General features: G+C 72.4%; 14 protein-coding genes. 4 read left to right on the top strand and 10 right to left on the bottom strand.

Features of this window, described 5'->3' with window-relative positions; all coding sequences use genetic code 11:
• Positions 1 to 65: 65 nt before the first annotated feature.
• The 5 genes from ACFZBP_RS25910 to tsaB form a co-directional block, all read right to left on the bottom strand.
• On the bottom strand, positions 66 to 4481 hold the full coding sequence (locus ACFZBP_RS25910) for a LamG-like jellyroll fold domain-containing protein (protein WP_391416445.1): 4416 nt from the start codon (positions 4479 to 4481) through the stop codon (positions 66 to 68).
• Between the two features lie 113 nt (positions 4482 to 4594).
• The gene (locus ACFZBP_RS25905; protein ID WP_391416443.1) at positions 4595 to 4867 is read right to left on the bottom strand and encodes a hypothetical protein; all 273 of its coding nucleotides are present in this window, start codon (positions 4865 to 4867) and stop codon (positions 4595 to 4597) included.
• The gene (gene tsaD, locus ACFZBP_RS25900; protein WP_383452333.1) at positions 4864 to 5964 is read right to left on the bottom strand and encodes a tRNA (adenosine(37)-N6)-threonylcarbamoyltransferase complex transferase subunit TsaD; all 1101 of its coding nucleotides are present in this window, start codon (positions 5962 to 5964) and stop codon (positions 4864 to 4866) included. The genes ACFZBP_RS25905 and tsaD overlap by 4 nt, the downstream gene beginning before the upstream one ends.
• Positions 5957 to 6454 (bottom strand): ribosomal protein S18-alanine N-acetyltransferase, encoded by a 498-nt coding sequence (rimI, locus tag ACFZBP_RS25895; RefSeq protein WP_383452470.1) that lies wholly within the window; start codon positions 6452 to 6454, stop codon positions 5957 to 5959. Before rimI ends, tsaD begins: the two co-directional genes overlap by 8 nt.
• Positions 6455 to 6519: 65 nt before the next feature.
• A complete protein-coding gene (gene tsaB, locus ACFZBP_RS25890) occupies positions 6520 to 7176 on the bottom strand; it encodes a tRNA (adenosine(37)-N6)-threonylcarbamoyltransferase complex dimerization subunit type 1 TsaB (protein WP_383452331.1) in 657 nt (218 codons plus the stop codon).
• Positions 7177 to 7288: 112 nt separating this feature from the next.
• Here tsaB and ACFZBP_RS25885 point away from each other — a divergent pair, with 112 nt between their 5' ends.
• On the top strand, positions 7289 to 7840 hold the full coding sequence (locus ACFZBP_RS25885; RefSeq protein WP_391416440.1) for a hypothetical protein: 552 nt from the start codon (positions 7289 to 7291) through the stop codon (positions 7838 to 7840).
• Between the two features lie 326 nt (positions 7841 to 8166).
• Here the strand turns inward: ACFZBP_RS25885 and tsaE are convergent, their stop codons facing one another.
• The 4 genes from tsaE to ACFZBP_RS25865 all read right to left on the bottom strand — a co-directional run bounded on the left by tsaE (position 8167) and on the right by ACFZBP_RS25865 (position 12199).
• Positions 8167 to 8679, bottom strand: a complete 513-nt coding sequence (gene tsaE, locus ACFZBP_RS25880; protein WP_383452325.1) for a tRNA (adenosine(37)-N6)-threonylcarbamoyltransferase complex ATPase subunit type 1 TsaE — start codon at positions 8677 to 8679, stop codon at positions 8167 to 8169.
• Complete coding sequence (locus ACFZBP_RS25875) at positions 8645 to 9886, bottom strand: alpha/beta fold hydrolase (protein ID WP_383452323.1); 1242 nt, start codon at positions 9884 to 9886, stop codon at positions 8645 to 8647. Before ACFZBP_RS25875 ends, tsaE begins: the two co-directional genes overlap by 35 nt.
• Positions 9887 to 10072: 186 nt before the next feature.
• Positions 10073 to 11239: an alanine racemase gene (gene alr / locus ACFZBP_RS25870; protein WP_391416437.1), complete on the bottom strand. Its 1167-nt coding sequence runs from the start codon at positions 11237 to 11239 to the stop codon at positions 10073 to 10075.
• A 69-nt stretch (positions 11240 to 11308) separates the two neighbouring features.
• The gene (locus ACFZBP_RS25865; RefSeq protein WP_383452319.1) at positions 11309 to 12199 is read right to left on the bottom strand and encodes a L,D-transpeptidase family protein; all 891 of its coding nucleotides are present in this window, start codon (positions 12197 to 12199) and stop codon (positions 11309 to 11311) included.
• A 97-nt stretch (positions 12200 to 12296) separates the two neighbouring features.
• Here ACFZBP_RS25865 and ACFZBP_RS25860 point away from each other — a divergent pair, with 97 nt between their 5' ends.
• Positions 12297 to 12668: a holo-ACP synthase gene (locus tag ACFZBP_RS25860; RefSeq protein ID WP_062721780.1), complete on the top strand. Its 372-nt coding sequence runs from the start codon at positions 12297 to 12299 to the stop codon at positions 12666 to 12668.
• A 59-nt stretch (positions 12669 to 12727) separates the two neighbouring features.
• On the opposite strand, the gene ACFZBP_RS25855 is transcribed toward ACFZBP_RS25860, so the two are convergent.
• Positions 12728 to 13876 (bottom strand): hypothetical protein, encoded by a 1149-nt coding sequence (locus ACFZBP_RS25855; protein WP_383452317.1) that lies wholly within the window; start codon positions 13874 to 13876, stop codon positions 12728 to 12730.
• A gap of 159 nt (positions 13877 to 14035) precedes the next feature.
• Here ACFZBP_RS25855 and ACFZBP_RS25850 point away from each other — a divergent pair, with 159 nt between their 5' ends.
• Positions 14036 to 15472 (top strand): NAD(P)H-hydrate dehydratase, encoded by a 1437-nt coding sequence (locus ACFZBP_RS25850; protein WP_391416434.1) that lies wholly within the window; start codon positions 14036 to 14038, stop codon positions 15470 to 15472.
• A gap of 177 nt (positions 15473 to 15649) precedes the next feature.
• Positions 15650 to 16192: an MOSC domain-containing protein gene (locus ACFZBP_RS25845; RefSeq protein ID WP_383452313.1), complete on the top strand. Its 543-nt coding sequence runs from the start codon at positions 15650 to 15652 to the stop codon at positions 16190 to 16192.
• Positions 16193 to 16202 lie beyond the last annotated feature (10 nt).

Below are 16202 nucleotides of genomic sequence, written 5' to 3'. Positions count from 1 at the left end.
CGCAGGCCGGGACGGGGGGAGGCCCACCAGCACCGGCTGGTGGGCCTCGGCCTCGGAGGTGGCGATCAGCTGTGGCCCGGCACGGTGGTGGCCGTGCCCGGCATGCCGAGCGACAGGTGCCCGATCTGTGCGTCGTCGAGGGCGCCCTGGAAGGTCCAGACGTCCGAGAGGGAGCCGGGGAAGTAGGCGCCGGCCCGGTCGCGGCCGAGCCGCAGCGACTGGACGGCCTTGAAGGTGAGCACGTTCTCGGCGTACGACACCTGCTCGGCGCAGCCGCTGACGTCGGGCTCGCCGTCGTCGTCGGCGTCCTGGCAGGCGACCTCCTCCAGCTCGCCGTTGACGTACAGCCGCAGCTCGTGCGCGAACCCGTCGTAGACCAGCGCCAGATGGGTCCAGTCCTCGGGGCCGTAGAACTGCCCGTTCTCCACCTCGGCCGACGTGGCGTCGGTCTTGTCGGCGTCGGCGGTGGTGATCCGCCAGCGGCCGCCGTTGGTGTCCGGGGTGCTGCTCGGGATGTAGCGGACCGAGAAGGCGTCCTTGTTCGTGCCGGGCGCGCTGAGCAGTGCGACCTGGCCGGTGGGCCGGGCCGTGGCCTGGGCGAAGGCGCTGACGGTGAAGCTGGCGGTGGTGTCGAGGGGCACCGTGCCGCTCGCGGTGGCGGCGTAGTCGTCGACGCCGTCGAGGGTCAGGCCGCCGTCGACCCAGCCGGAGCCGAGCGCTGCGCCGTTGTGCAGGCTCAGGCCCGCCGCGGCGGGGCCGGCGTCCGGGGTGACCGGCGGGGTGGCGGTGGACGCGGTCTCGAACTTCCAGCGGCTCTTGACCAACGGCCGCTGCCTGAACAGCTGCTTCACCTCGTCGTCGGAGACGGCCCGGTCGTAGAGGCGTACGTCGTCCATGGCGCCCTTGAGCGGGCTGCCCAGGGAGCCGTCCGCCTTGCGGGTGGCGCCGAGGGTGACCTGGCCGACGGCCAGCCACGGGGTGGTGAAGGCGGCCGTGCCCTCCAGGACGCCGTTGACGTACAGCAGGATCCTGCCCGCGTCGACGTCCTGCACGGCGACGACGTGGTTCCACTCGCCGAGCCGGGCCGCGGCGCAGTTGGTGTTCGCCGGGCAGGCGGACTCGGTGACCCGGACGACCGTGGAGCCGGCCGTGTCGCTCTGTTCCCGGATGAAGACCCAGCCGCCGAGCGCGGAGGAGTGGTACAGCTCGAAGCCCGGGTTGACGGTGCCCGCCTGGGCGACCGCCGTCATCGCCTTGGCCTCCTTGTCCTTGGGCAGCTTCACCCAGGCGGAGACCGCGAAGCTCTGCGCGGTGTCCATGATCGGTCGGCCCGTCGTCGCGTGGTCGTCGACGCCGTCGAACTCCACCGCCCGGCTGTTGACCCCGGCGACCCCGGCGGTGGCGCCGCCCTTGAGCTGGGCCGGGGCCTGCTGGGCGCGGCCGGTCAGGGCGACGGCCTCCGCGGTCTCGTCCAGCGGGAAGACCAGCTTGGCCGGACGGGCGCTGCTGACCGGCACCTTGTCGTACAGCTGGGTCACCTGGGAGTCGGTGATCTGGTAGTCGAAGAACTGCGCCTCGTCGAGGGAGCCCCTGAAGAAGCCCTCCACGGTCCCGTAGTGGGAGGCGGCACCGAGGATCGTGCGGCCTCGGGCGTCCCAGGGGGTGGTGGTGTACGGGGCGGTGGCGACGAGGGCGCCGTTCACGTACAGCTTCAGCTGCTGGCTGGGGTAGTTGAAGGCGGCGACCAGATGGGTCCAGGTGTTGACCCGGGCCGACTGGCATGCGGTATCGCCGCTCGCGCAGGCGGGCTGTACGGCCCTCGCCACGCCGGTGCCTGACGCGTCGGTGGTGTGCCGCAGGAAGACCCAGCCGCCGAGCGCCGTCGAGTAGTAGATCTCGTAGCCGCTGGTGCTGGAGCCGGCCTGGGCGACGGCGACGGGTGCGCCGGTCGGGTCGGCGGGCAGCTTCGCCCAGACCGACACCGCGAAGCTCTTGGCGGTGTTGAGGACCGGGGAGTCACTGGCCGCGTAGTCGTCGGTGCCGTCGAGTTCGAGGCCGTTGCCGCTCACGCCCTCGGCGCCGGGCTGGGCGCCCGCGTACAGCTGGGCGGGCCACTCGCCGCCCGAGCCGGTGACCTCGGCGGCGCCGGCGCTCTCGTCCATCTGCCAGGACAGCCGGTCGGGCTGGCCGGAGCGGACGCGGAAGTAATAGGTGCGGGTCTCGGAGCCGTTGCCGGCGGCGTCGAAGGCCTGGGCGGTGATGAAGTTGACGCCGGGCCTGGTCGGCATGAACTTCATCGTCTTGGCGCCGCCGCCGGAGGTGGTCAGCGTGTGGGCGCTGGTGGGCGAGCCGTTCACGCCGAACCAGTACTTGGTGACGTCGCCGGAGGAGGTGTCGATGGTGAAGGTGCCGTACCGGCCGACGCCGTCCCACCAGGGGTCGTTCGGGTCGGCGGGGTCGGAGGCCGGGTACTGCGACGAGGCGATCGACGGGCCGACGGGCACGGTGGTGTCGTAGACGAAGTGACAGCTGTGGGCGTTCTGGGAGCTCCAGGCGGACCACTGGCCGCCGTCCCAGGCGCGGGCCTGCCAGCCGACGGTCTTGTTCTGCGGGATCGTGGTGGGCAGCTGGACGGAGAAGTCCGAACCGGACGCCTTCTCGGTGCTCTTGGCCGAGATCCAGTGCTGCTTCCAGCCGTCACCCGTGTCCCACAGGGCCCGGAACTGCACCTGGATCCGGTCCTTGTCCGGGTCTCCGACGTTGTTGGCGCGGACGGTGGCCCGGGAGCGCACCCGCACCCGGGTGTCGTTCGGCTCGCAGGTGCCGCCGGGGTCCATGGTGAGCTGCGCGGTGGAGATCCGCGGCGGCGGACGGTTGTAGCGCACGCGCAGGAACGCGTCGTCGGAGAACCGCTTCCAGCTGTACCGGTCGCCCTCGCCGGAGGCGCTGGCGCGCATGCCGAAGGTGATCTGCGGCCACTTCTTCGCCGCGGCCGTCGCCACGGCGTCCTTCACGTCGAACTCCGCGTCGGCGGCGGCACAGCCGTCGTAGCCGTAGGCGAAGCTGCGGTTTCGGAGGTGGTCGATCCAGAAGCCGGAGGCGTCCTGGGTGTTCCAGGTGGTGGAGGAGTTGATCGCCTTGGTGCGCCACAGCTGCACCTCGCGCGCCTCGCAGGACGACGACCAGGTGTTGCGTACGACGAACTCGGCGGACAGGATGCTGCGGCCCGCGAACTTGGTGGTCGGGATCTGGTAGAAGAGCCGCTTCACGTCCTGCGGCTGGCAGTAGCTCCAGCCGCAGAACCCGAGCCCGGCGTCCGAGTCGCCGTTGAACTTCCACTGCGGCGAACTCGCCCAGTACCGCGAGGCCATGGTCCACGAGGTGGCCTTCGGCGAGTACCACTGCGGGTCGATGAAGACCGGGTAGACGGTGTCGGCCCCGGTGAGCAGCTCCTTGTCCGGGGTGAGGACGAGCTCGTCCCGGCCGGCGGGGAGGTCGACACCGATGGGCTCGACCCGGCCCGCGTCGGCGGCGGTGGGCTCGGCCTCGGAGACGTCCGTGCTGTCGGGGGCCTCGGAGACGTCCGCTTTGTCGGCGGCCTCGGTGATGTCATCGGCCCCGGCGGCCGAGAACGACGCCGGCCGTACGCCCGTCCCGGTGCGGGTGTCCGACGACGGCTGCGGTTCCTGGGCGCTGGAGTCCCACATCACGGGCCGGGGCGCCTCGAACACGACCCCGCCCGAACCCTCGTCGACCGCGGCCAGCCCGCCGTTCGCGGTCTCCCGCGCCACGAGCCCCTCAGTCCCCAACTTCAGCCGCAGCTCGGCGAGTTCCCTGCTCCTGGCCGCCTGCGCCGACTTCACGACGAGAAGCTGGGTGAACCCCTCGGGCCGGGCGGCCAGCCGCAGGTCGACGTCCGGCAGGATGTCCGGGTACGTGGCCGTGTCCCCGTCGAGCCGCGGCGCCGGTACGGAGCCGGGCCACGACAACTCCAGGGTCCGACCGGCGCGTTCCAGCCGCACGAGCGGCCCCGCGCCGCCACCGGAGAACGCCAGCCCCACGGAGGCCGCCTTCGGCGCGACCATCCCCTCGCCGGCGCCACCGGTCACCGCGGCGAGGTCGGTGTCGATGGCCCGCCAGGTTCCGTCGATCCGGGTGCGCACGGGACGCAGGTACTCGCGGGACTCCAGGTCGCCTTCAGGGGTCGCGAACACGTCGGTGCTCTCGCCCCGCAGCGCGCGGATCTCGACGTTCCTGCCCAGGCGCGCGGCCCGCGCGAACGCCTCTTCCTCGGTGTCGGCGACGGCCGCTTTCCCGGCGTCGGACGCCTGTCCGCTCACGGCCCGCGCCACCGCGGCGGCCTGCGGACCGCCCCAGGACACCGGCAGCAGGCCGACCGTCACCGCGATCCCCACACCGATCGCGACGGACGCGACGGATCTGCCAGACCCCCTGCGGCCACGCGCACGACGAACCGTCACGGCCCCTCCCCCGTCCGGCAGAAGCCGGTTCAAGATCCCGCTATGAACACGTCAAAGTAAGGGGATCCTGGGAAGGAAGGATGAATTCCGAATGCCTGGACGCTGAACTCGGCTCACGCCTCTCGAGGCGACTCCAGCCCCACCGACTCGAACCGCCACCGATGCACGGCCCGGGCCACCAACTCCCCGTCCGGCTCCGGCAGTTCCGGCACCTCCGCGTCGAACTCCGCGTCCCACCAGGTGATGACGAGCACCCGGTCCTGCGGCGACCGGAGGGTCTCCCGGCGCAGGGGCCGTACGGCCAGCTCCTGCGCCCGCGCCCACTCCAGCAGCTGCTCCCCGCGCCCCGGAACCGCCCGCGCCTCCCACATCAGCGCGACCGTCACGAGTACAGGTTCTCCTTGCTGACCTCGTGCACGTGGTCGTGGCTGTGGCCCGGCACATGAGGGTCCGTCACCGGCAGCGAGGAGTCCGCCGACAGGTCCCAGCTGGACGCCGGCCGGTTCCGCGCGACCATCTCCGCGCCCAGCGCCGCCACCATCGCCCCGTTGTCCGTGCACAGCTTCGGCCGGGGCACCCGCAGCCGGATGCCGGCCGCCTCGCAGCGCTCCTGGGCCAGGGCCCGCAGCCGGGAGTTGGCCGCCACGCCGCCGCCGATCATCAGGTGGTCGACACCCTCGTCCTTGCAGGCGCGGACGGCCTTGCGGGTCAGCACGTCCACTACCGCCTCCTGGAAGGAGGCGGAGACGTCCCGCACCGGCACCTCCTCGCCCGCCGCCCGCTTGGCCTCGATCCAGCGGGCGACCGCCGTCTTCAGACCGGAGAAGGAGAAGTCGTACGCCGGGTCGCGCGGGCCGGTCAGACCGCGCGGGAAGGCGATCGCCTCCGGGTCGCCCTCGCGCGCGTACCGGTCGATGACCGGGCCGCCCGGGAAGCCCAGGTTCAGCACCCGGGCGATCTTGTCGAAGGCCTCGCCGGCCGCGTCGTCGATGGTCGCGCCCATCGGGCGGACATCGGAGGTGATGTCCGTCGACAGCAGCAGCGAGCTGTGCCCGCCGGACACCAGCAGCGCCATCGTCGGCTCGGGCAGCGCCCCGTGCTCCAGCTGGTCCACGCAGATGTGGGAGGCGAGGTGGTTGACGCCGTAGAGCGGCTTGCCCAGCGCGTAGGCGTACGCCTTCGCCGCGGAGACGCCGACCAGCAGCGCGCCCGCGAGCCCGGGGCCGGCGGTGACCGCGATGCCGTCCAGGTCCCGCGCGCTCACCCCCGCCTCCTTCAGCGCGCGGTCGATGGTGGGGACCATGGCCTCCAGGTGCGCCCGGGAGGCGACCTCCGGCACGACGCCGCCGAAGCGGGCGTGCTCGTCGACGCTGGAGGCGATGGCGTCGGCGAGCAGGGTGGTGCCGCGGACGATGCCGACGCCGGTCTCGTCGCAGGAGGTCTCGATGCCGAGGACGAGCGGCTCGTCGCGTGAGTCAGTCATTGATCTCGGTTCCTTGTACGGAAGGTGAACCCGCGGCGGAGCCGCTGCCGGATTTCGTGTTCAGTCGCATCACCAGGGCGTCCACGTTCCCCGGTTGGTAGTAGCCGCGCCGGAAGCCGATGGCCTCGAAGCCGAAGCGCTCGTACAGCTTCTGCGCGCGGACGTTGTCCACCCGGCACTCCAGCATCACTTCGGCGCACTCGAATGCGGTGGCGGCCCGCAGCAGTTCGGTGAGGAGCCGGCCGCCGAGGCCGGTGCCCCACTGGTCGCGGGCGACGGCGATGGTCTGGACGTCGGCCAGATCGCCGGAGGAGGCGAGCCCGGCGTATCCCACGAGCCGTCCACCGTCCTCGGCGACGACGTAGTGCCGGGTCGCGCCGGGCCCTCGGGCGTGGGCCAGCTCGGACCAGAACATCCCGCGGGACCAGGCGTCCTCGGGGAACAGGTCCTTCTCGAGACCCAGTACGGCGTCGATGTCCCACCAGCGCATCTCGCGCAGCGCGGGCGTCACAGGAGCCACGGGCGGCCCGGTCCGCGGTCCGGTCGGCTGTCCTGTCACTTGGGGGTGACCACCTTGTAGTTCTTGGGGACCTGGGCGTCGGGTCGGCGCAGGTACAGCGGCCGGGGCGCGGGGAGTTCCGCGCCGGCCGCCAGTCTCTCGGCGGCCAGCGCCGCGAGGGCCGCCGCCGACACGTGCTCGGGCGCGTGGGCGCCGGGGAAGGTGTCGGGGTACAGCAGCGCGCCCGCGCCGACGGCGGGCAGGCCCGCGACCTGGTCGGCGATGTCGGCGGGCCGGTCCACGGCCGGGTCGGTCAGCCGGGTGCGGGAGTCGGCGTACCGGGCCCAGTAGACCTCCTTGCGCCGGGCGTCGGTCGCCACGACGAAGGGACCGGTCTCGATGTCGGCGGCGTACGCGAGACCGTCCAGCGTGCACACGCCGTGCACGGGGACGCCGAGGACGAGCCCGAAGGTGTCGGCGGTCATGAGTCCGACGCGCAGCCCGGTGTAGGGGCCGGGTCCGATGCCTACGACGATGCCGGTGACGGCGTCGAGTTTCACGTCGGCCTCGGCGAGGACCCGGTCGACGGCCGGCAGCAGCAGCTCGCCGTGCCGGCGCGCGTCCACCTGACTCGACGAGGCGATGACGTCCGTGCCGTCGTGCAGCGCGACGGTGACGGCGGGGGTGGCGGTATCCAGAGCGAGCAAGAGCACGCAAACAGCCTACGGCGCCCGCGCCCCCAGAAGCGCCGCCCCGGTCGGCCGCTTGACGACTGCTACGGTCGGCTCGAACGCGACGTACGACACGAACGCTGAGGTGGTGACGGTGGCAAGCAGCAGCTCCTCGATCGTCGCGGGGCTCACCGTGGCGGCCCTCGCGACCGTCGGCTTCCTCGCGTTCCAGGCCTCGGCGACCGTCCCGGCCGACCTGCGGACGCCGCACGCCGCCCGCTCACCCGAGGCGAGCGTCTCCAAGGCGCCCCGCGACCGGAAGCCGGGTGCGCTGCCCGCCGGCTCCGGCAGCGGTCAGCGCGTCGTGTACGCCCTGGGCCGCGACCGGGTCTGGCTGGTCGACCCGGGCGAGAAGGTCAAGCGCACGTTCCGCGTCACCCCCGGAACGGTCGACCCGGCACCGGGCATCTACACCGTCACGTCCCGCTCCAACGCGGTCACCGGCACCGACGGCCTCCCCGTCGAACACGTCGTCCGCTTCGCCACCGCCGAGAACACCACCATCGGCTTCAGCGCCCCCGCTGGCGGCTCGGCCCCCCAGCCCAACCCGACGGTGAAGACGGGCGGCATCCGGGAATCCCGGGAGGACGGCAACGCCATGTGGGACTTCGCGACGATCGGCCGAACGGTAGTGGTGATCCCTTAGCAAGGGGCTACGCCGCGTCGCGATGCCTCTGCTCCGCCGCAGGCCGACGGGTCTCCGCCCCCACCTCGGGCCCCCGAGGCGGAGTGGAAACGACCCTCGCGGCCAACCCCGCCGCCAACAGATCCCGCATGGACACCCCGGCGACCACCTGGGTCCCCTGCGGAACCTTGTTCTCCGAAGCCGACATGACGCCTCCTGGGAGCCGGGGGCGGAGTAGTTAGGTACACCTAACTACGAGCTGGATACCATGTGACCACGCACGCGACCGCCAACGCAATATTTTGCCGACACCTTGTCGGAACGGACCGCACCCGGTTCAGCCCCGGTCAGGCGGACAGCACGCTCAGGTCCACGGAGCCCCACCGCTCCCCCAGCCCCGTCACCGTCACATGCCGCACCTCGTCGGTCGTGTCCCCGACGGCCCGGTGGATCACGAGCTGCAACCGCTCCTCGGTCAGCTCCTCGACCTTCCCCTCGCCCCACTCCACGACGACCACCGACTCCGGCAGGGACACGTCGAGATCGAGGTCCTCCATCTCGTCCAACCCGCCGGCCAGGCGATACGCGTCGACGTGGACGAGCGGCGGACCGTCGCCGAGGGACGGGTGGACCCGGGCGATCACGAAGGTCGGCGAGGTGACCGCGCCCCGGACCCCCAGCCCCTCGCCGAGTCCGCGCGTCAGCGTCGTCTTGCCCGCGCCGAGCTCCCCGCTGAGCATCACGAGGTCGCCGGCGCGCAGCAGCTTGGCGAGTCGGCGGCCCAGCTCCCGCATCTGGTCGGGAGAGGTGACGGTGAGCTCTAGATCACCCGCGTTGTGCGGTGCTGCTGGTGCTTCCATAGCCACTTACGGTAGCCCCTGCCGGCACGGCACCCGCCCGGGTGAGCAGGTCGGCGAGACGGTCGGTGACGGCCTCCGGGTGCTCCAGCATCACGAGATGCCCGGCGTCCGGCACCAGGACCAGCTCGGCGTCCGGCAGCAGGTCGGCGATCGCCTCGCTGTGCTCGCTGGGCGTGACGAGGTCCCCCACACCGGCCAGGACGAGCACCGGCATGTCCGTGAAGAGGGCGAGCGCCTCGGTCTTGTCGTGGTCGGAGAAGGCCGGGTAGAACTCCGCGACCACGTCGATCGGCGTCCCCTCGATCATCCGCTCGGCGAACCGGGCGACCGCCGGGTCGACGTCCCGGGACGAGAACGAGTACCGCTTGATGATCCCGGCGAACAGGTCGGCCGTCGCCCGGCGTCCCTTCTCCACCAGCTCGGCCCGCTGCCCCAGCGCCCTGAGCACACCCGGCAGCACCCGCCGCACCGCGTTCACTCCCGCGACGGGCAGCCCGAAGTTGACCTCGCCGAGCTTCCCGGACGACGTACCGACGAAGGCGGTGGCGACGACCCGGTCACGGATCAGCTCCGGGTACTGGTCGGCCAGCGCCATGACGGTCATGCCGCCCATGGAGTGCCCGACCAGCACGAGCGGCCCCTCGGGCGCGGCCGCGTCGATGACGGCCTTCAGGTCACGGCCGAGCTGCTCGATGTCGACGTGCGTGCCCTGCTCCATCTGGGCGACGCCCCGGCCGGACCGGCCGTGGCTGCGCTGGTCCCAGTGCACGGTGCGCACGACGCCCCGCAGCGCGGCGCGCTGGAAGTGCCAGGAGTCCTGGCTGAGGCAGTAGCCGTGGCTGAAGACGACGGTGACGGGGGCGGGAGCCTTGCGGCCGAAGAGCCGGCGCCGGCGCGGGGTGAGGGCGGGAGCGGCCTCGGGGTCGATGTCGTCGACCTCGTAGTACAGCTCGGTGCCGTCGTCGCCGTAGGCCTTGCCGGGCATGCCGCGCAGCGAGCCGTACGGGCCCGCCGAGTCGAGGGCGAGACGGGCCTTGGCCCGCATGCCCCGGCCGACGGTCATCCGCTCTATGGCGACGCCGGCGGCCGCGCCGGCCGCGATCACGCCTATCGCCGCACCGGCGAATCCGGTCGCCCTGCGCCAGTTCGCGGCCGCCCCCGTGGCGGAGGCGACGGCCGCGACGGCCTCCGCGCTGCTCTCGCTCACGTACCGCTCCTCTTCGCTGGGTCGGGTGGTGCCGGTGTGACGTAGGTGGTGGATGGTGCCGGTGTTCGCTTGCGATCTTCCGCTACGGGTTACCCGTCTCGTTCCTCATTCACATAGCCGCATGCCCACGAACGCGTCACATGGACGCGTCCATCGGCCGCATCGCGTGCCCGTCGGCGGGCCGCGTCACAGGGACGCATTCCTGTAGACGCGTGGAACGCGCGTTCCGATCCGGGTGACGATCTCGTATGCGATGGTCCCCGCGGCCTGTGCCCAGTCCTCGGCGGTGGGCTCACCGCGTTCGCCAGACCCGAACAGCACGGCCTCGGTCCCGGGCTCGGGCTCGTCGCCGCCCAGGTCGACCACGAACTGGTCCATCGCGATCCGCCCCGCGACCGTCCGCCACTTGCCCCCGACCAGGACGGGCCCGGCGCCGGAGGCGTGTCGCGGGATGCCGTCGGCGTAGCCCAGGGGGACCAGGCCGAGGGTGGTCTCGCCCGGGGTGACGTAACGATGGCCGTAGCTGACGCCGTGGCCGCCCGGGACGTGTTTCACCAGTGCCAGGGACGCCGAGAGGGTCATCACGGGCCGCAGTCCGAAGTCGGCGGAGCTGCCGAGCTCGGGGCTGGGCGAGATGCCGTAGGTCGCGATGCCGGTGCGCACCAGGTCGAAGTGGCTGTCCGGGACGGTGAGGGTGGCGGGCGAGTTGGCGATGTGCCGCACCTCGGGCCGCGCGCCCTGCGCCTCGGCGTACGCCACCATCTCGCGGAAGCGGGAGAGCTGGGCGGCGATGGAAGGATGCCCGGGCTCGTCGGCGCAGGCGAAGTGCGACCAGAGCCCGGTGACGCGGAGCCGCCCGGCGGCCTCGGCGCGCAGGGCCTCGCGGATCAGCTCGGCCCAGTCGTCACCCGGCTGGCAGCCGTTGCGCCCCAGCCCCGTGTCGGCCTTGAGCTGCACGCGCGCGGGGGCACCGGCCTGCCGGGCGGCGGCGATGACCTCGCGCAGGGCCCACATCCCGCTGACGGAGACGTCCAGGTCGGCCTCGATGGCCTCCCGCCAGGGCCCGCCCGGCGTCCACAGCCAGCACATGATGCGTACGTCGTCCAGGCCGGCGGCCCGCAGCACGAGGGCCTCCTCGGGCGTGGCCGTGCCCAGCCAACGGGCGCCGCCCTCGATGGCGGCGCGGGCACACGGGAGCGCCCCGTGGCCGTACGCGTCCGACTTCACGACGGCCATCAGGGCCGCGCCCGGCGCATGGGCGCGCAGGGTCCGCACATTGGCCCGCAGGGCGGCCAGATCGATCTCGGCGCGGGCCCGCAGGGGCGCGGTCCGCAAGGCTGCTGTTTCTGTCATGGCGCCCCCAGTGTCTCAGAGGGCACCGACAACGCCGCCGAGCCGGGACCCCGCCCGTGCCCGCCGGGTCTATGCCTCCGGCCGGTGCCCCCACACGTACACCCGGTCGTTCTGCTTCAGCAGGCCCCACAGTTTCCGGGCGTCCGCCAGGCGCATGTTGACGCAGCCCATGGAGCCGACGGGGGTGAAGAGGGTCGCGTAGACACCGTGGAAGGCCTGGCCACCGCTGAAGAACTGGGAGTAGGGCATGGGGCTGTTGTAGAGCGACGACACGTGGTTCTTGTGCCGCCAGTAGACGCGGTGCCAGCCGACCCGGGTGCCGTATCCCTTGCGGCCGCTGCGGATGTGCACGGGCCCGTACACGACCTTCTTGCCCTGCTGCACCCAGGCCAGCTGCCGGTCGAGGTCGACGCAGGCGACGCGGTACGCCCGCACCGGGCACTTCCCGGCGGCGTTGGGGTTCTTGCGGGCGGCGTCGAGCTGCATGGTGGCCCAGGTCACGGGTCCTGCGAAGCCGATGGCGGGCTTGATCTTGTGCTTGGTCTGGAAGGCGCGGATGGCCCGGCAGTCGTCGGCCGACTGCTTCCCGTCCGCCTCCCGTTCCAGCCACGCCTCGACCTGGCGCTGGTGGGGGCCCGTCTGCTCGCTGCACTTGGGCTCGTCGAGGACGTCCCAGGGGTCGACGTACTCCACGAGTTCGTCCGTGCCCTTCTTCGCCTTCGGCGGCTCGACGGCGTCCTCCTCGGCGGTGGGCTCGTACACCTTCGGCGGCAGGGCCTGGTCGGGCGTGTCGGTCGCCCAGAGCGGGAGCGTGCTCAGGGGGACGCCGGGCACGAGTTCGGCCTGCGGTCCGGAAGCCGGGGGTTCGGGGTCGTCGGCCGAGGCGCGGCCGATGGGCAGCACGGCGGCGCCGGCGAGCAGCAAGGCGATGCTCCGGCTTGCGATACGTCCGCTGATCATGCGGACAGGGAAGCGTGCGGGCCTGCCGTGCGGGAGGTGCCGCGCGGCGAGGTCACTCTTTAGGGAGCGTTTTCGAGCGAGCCATAGGGTGCTCGGCATGAGCATCATCGGGGTCGGTATCGACGTGGCGGAGATCGACAGGTTCGAGGCGGCGCTGAAGCGCACCCCCGGGCTGGCCGAACGCCTGTTCCTGCAGAGCGAGTTGCTGCTGCCCACGGGTGAACGTCGGGGCAGCGCCTCGCTCGCCGCCCGTTTCGCCGCGAAGGAGGCCCTCGCCAAGGCGCTGGGCGCGCCGGCGGGCCTGCTCTGGACGGACGCCGAGGTCTTCGTCGAGGACAGCGGCCGGCCGCGGCTGCGGGTGACGGGGACGGTGGCGGCGAAGGCGGCCGAACTGGGCGTCCGGTCCTGGCACGTGTCGCTGAGCCATGACGCCGGGGTGGCGTCGGCGGTGGTGGTGGCGGAGGGCTGATCCGCCGCCGCCCCGCCCCACCCCGCCACGCAGCTACGACCGCCACGCACCCGCCCGCGTCAGCAGATGGACTGGCTGCTGTTCACCCGGGTGATGTTCCGGAAGGTCGTGTTCTCACCGCACGGGCTCTCCCTGATCGCCGAGTTGGTCACCGTCAGGTTCTGGACGGTGATGTCCCGGTTGTTCGGGAACTCGGACCGCGCCGCCAGCCGCAGCTCGCCGCCACCGGTGATGCTGCCGCTCTGGGCGGCGAGGTTGACGTTGTAGCAGTTCTCGATCAGCACCGAGTTGTTCCCGGTGTTGTTGAGGGTCACCCGGTCGATGACGGCCCCGCCGCTCTCCGACACGCAGAACACCCCGCGTCCGCCGCCGCGCGCGATGACCTCGCCCACCCGGATGTTGGTCGGGTAGGAACTGCCCACCCGCCCGTTCCGGTTGGCCATGCGGAAGGCGGCGTACCCGGTGCCGGTGCCCGCGTTCTCGGCGTCGACCTTGCCGACGGTGGCGTTGACGGTCTGGTTGAGCAGCAGCCCCGACTCGCCGACGCCCCGCGCGGTCACCGTGCCGACGGTGAGGCCGTCGACGCCGTACGTCTCGACGGCGTGGCTGGAGGCCCCGGAGACGAAGACGTTGTCGATCCGGACGTTGCGCGTCCACTGGCTGGTGTCCCCGCGGTTGTCGATCCGCACGCCCAGCCCCGCAGACAGCCGCATGTCGATCTGCCCGAGGACGACGTTCTGCACGTTGCGCAGGAAGATCCCGTACAACGGGCTGCCGGTGAGGTTCAGATGCTGCACCTCGACGTCCCGGGTGCCGCGCGAGTAGACGGGCGCCTGGTCGCCGGAGCCGCTGCCGGTGACGTTGATGGTGCCGCAGACGTCGAGCGTGGTGTAGCTGGGCAGGGATATCCGCGACCCGGCGGACATCGATCCCGAACCGCGCACGACCACCCGCTCCTTGGCGGTACGCCCGGAGGTCAGGCTGTTCACGGCGGCCTGGACGGCGGCCCGCATGTCGCCGCCGGTGTAGACGGTGCCGCTGCCGCGCCGGGCGGTCCAGGTGCTGCCGTTGAGCACGGCCTCGGCCTGGTAGGAGCCTTCACCGCAGGCGGCGGCCGCGGCCTGCGGCGCGGGGCCGGTCAGGGTGCCTACGACGGTGAGGAGAGCCGTGGCACCGACAGCGGCGAGGAGGGAAGCTCTGCGTCCCATGGGGGGGTCCTCTCATCAAACCGATCCCATCGACGCCCGCTCGCATCGAACGGATTCGACTGAATCGATTCACCATGTGGGGGTCGGTGAGTTTGGCAAAGGCGCGGCAAAGCGTCAATGGATGCGACGTGTTCGGGTCGGTGCGGGAGACTCGAACGCATGCGGACTGCGTACAGCGTGGAGACGGTAAGGGCGGCCGAACGGGAGCTGATGGCACGGCTTGCGGACGGGGCGCTGATGCAGCGGGCGGCGGCCGGACTCGCCGCGGCCTGCGCGGATCTGCTGGGCCGGGTGTACGGCCGCCGGATCGCCCTGCTGGTCGGCAGCGGCGACAACGGCGGCGACGCCCTCTACGCCGGGGCACGACTGGCCAGGCGCGGCGCGGGAGTCACGGCGATCCTGCTGACGCCCGGACGGGCGCACGCCTCAGGCCTCGCGGCGCTGCGCCGGGCGGGCGGCCGGGCGGTGGGGGTCGCCGGGGCCGAGGAGTTGATCGAGCGCGCGGATCTCGTCGTCGACGGCATCGTCGGTATCGGCGGCAAGGGCGGGCTGCGCCCGGAGGCGGTACCGCTGGCCGCGGCGGCCGAACGGTCCCGCGCGGCCGTGGTCGCCGTGGACCTGCCGAGCGGCGTGGACGTCGAGACGGGCGAGGTGCGCGGCACGGCACTGCGGGCCGACCTCACCGTCACCTTCGGCACCCACAAGCCCGGCCTGCTGATCGATCCGGCGCGGGAGTACGCCGGTGTGGTGCGGTTGGTGGACATCGGCCTGGCGCTGCCGAACGACGCGGTGGAGCTGGAGGCGCTGCAACACGCCGACGTGGCGCGGCTGTTGCCTCTTCCGGCCGCGGAGACGGACAAGTACCGGCGGGGCGTCGTGGGCATCGCCGCCGGCTCGGCCCGCTATCCGGGCGCGGCGGTGCTGGCGGTCGCGGGGGCGCTGCGGGGCGGGGCGGGGGCCGTACGGTACGTCGGTCCGGCCGGGGACGCGGTGATCGCCCGGTTCCCCGAGACGCTGGTGTCGGACGGGGGCCCGCGGAAGGCGGGGCGCGTCCAGGCCTGGGTGGTCGGCCCGGGCGCCGGGGACGACGCGGCGACGGTCGCGGAGGTACTGGCGACGGACGTACCGGTGCTGCTGGACGCGGACGGGCTACGACTGGCGGACCCCGCGGCCGTACGGGACCGCATGGCACCGACCCTGATGACCCCGCACGCCGGGGAGGCGGCGGCGCTGCTCGGGGTCTCGAGGGAGGAGGTCGAGGCGGCTCGGCTGGCCTCGGTACGGGAGTTGGCGGCGCGATATGCCGCGACGGTGCTGCTCAAGGGGTCGACGACGCTGGTCTCGGACGCCGGCGGCACCGGCCCGGTCCGGGTCAACCCGACGGGAACCGGCTGGCTGGCCACGGCCGGCAGCGGCGACGTGCTCTCCGGCCTGGCGGGCTCCCTGCTGGCAGCGGGCCTCACGGCACCGGACGCCGCGAGCGTGGCGGCGTATCTCCACGGCCTCTCGGCGAGGTTCGCGGCGGACGGGGCGCCGGTGGGGGCGCATGACGTGGCCGAGGGGATTCCGGGGGCTTGGCGGGATGTACGGGGGTGACGAGTCAGTCTGGGCTCGGCTCCCCGGCGACCAGAGGGGCCTCGGATGTCGAACACGCTTCCGTAAAGTGGAGTCTGTAGCACTGGCCCCGGCCCGAGGAACCCTCACCTTCCCCCGCACCGCCGTCACCACCTTCGTCCCCGCCCTCAAACACACCGAACAGGGACTCCACTCCGAATGACCGCCAAGGTAACCGCAGTCAGCAGCAACAGCGAGTACTCCTTCACCAAGCCCAACCGCCCCAGCATCACCCTGTTGGCCGGCCTCGGTGTCGAGGGAGACGTGCACGCCGGCGTCACCGTCAAGCACCGCTCCCGGGTGGCACAGGACCCCAGTCAGCCGAACCTGCGCCAGGTCCACCTCATTCACGAGGAGCTGTTCGCCGACGTCGACCGGCAAGGGTTCGCTGTCGCGCCAGGTGAACTCGGGGAGAACATCACCACCAGCGGTATCGACCTGCTCGCTCTACCGACCGGCACGCTGCTGCACATCGGCGGCGAGGCGGTCGTGGAGGTCACGGGCCTGCGCAACCCCTGCCTGCAGATCGACGCCTTCCAGCAGGGCCTGCTGAAGCAGGTCGTCGGCCGCGACGAGGCGGGGAACATCGTGCACAGGGCAGGGATCATGAGCGTGGTCCAGGTGGGCGGCGTGGTGCGTCCCGGTGACACGATCACCGTGCAGCTCCCGGAGGAGCCGCACCGCCCTCTGGAGCGGGTCTGACCGATCAGGT

The organism is Streptomyces sp. NPDC008086 (assembly GCF_042957325.1).
GTDB lineage: Bacteria > Actinomycetota > Actinomycetes > Streptomycetales > Streptomycetaceae > Streptomyces.
The sequence above is the reverse complement of the archived record's forward strand: the minus strand, read 5'-3'. Positions and strand labels throughout refer to the sequence as shown.

Excerpts from the sequence above, each read along its gene's own strand:
- tsaD (WP_383452333.1), bottom strand. The coding sequence starts at position 5,964 with ATGACTGACTCACGCGACGAGCCGCTCGTCCTCGGCATCGAGACCTCC.
- rimI (WP_383452470.1), bottom strand. The coding sequence starts at position 6,454 with ATGCGCTGGTGGGACATCGACGCCGTACTGGGTCTCGAGAAGGACCTG.
- tsaE (WP_383452325.1), bottom strand. The coding sequence starts at position 8,679 with ATGGAAGCACCAGCAGCACCGCACAACGCGGGTGATCTAGAGCTCACC.
- alr (WP_391416437.1), bottom strand. The coding sequence starts at position 11,239 with ATGACAGAAACAGCAGCCTTGCGGACCGCGCCCCTGCGGGCCCGCGCC.
- ACFZBP_RS25865 (WP_383452319.1), bottom strand. The coding sequence starts at position 12,199 with ATGATCAGCGGACGTATCGCAAGCCGGAGCATCGCCTTGCTGCTCGCC.
- ACFZBP_RS25860 (WP_062721780.1), top strand. The coding sequence starts at position 12,297 with ATGAGCATCATCGGGGTCGGTATCGACGTGGCGGAGATCGACAGGTTC.
- ACFZBP_RS25855 (WP_383452317.1), bottom strand. The coding sequence starts at position 13,876 with ATGGGACGCAGAGCTTCCCTCCTCGCCGCTGTCGGTGCCACGGCTCTC.
- ACFZBP_RS25850 (WP_391416434.1), top strand. The coding sequence starts at position 14,036 with ATGCGGACTGCGTACAGCGTGGAGACGGTAAGGGCGGCCGAACGGGAG.
- ACFZBP_RS25845 (WP_383452313.1), top strand. The coding sequence starts at position 15,650 with ATGACCGCCAAGGTAACCGCAGTCAGCAGCAACAGCGAGTACTCCTTC.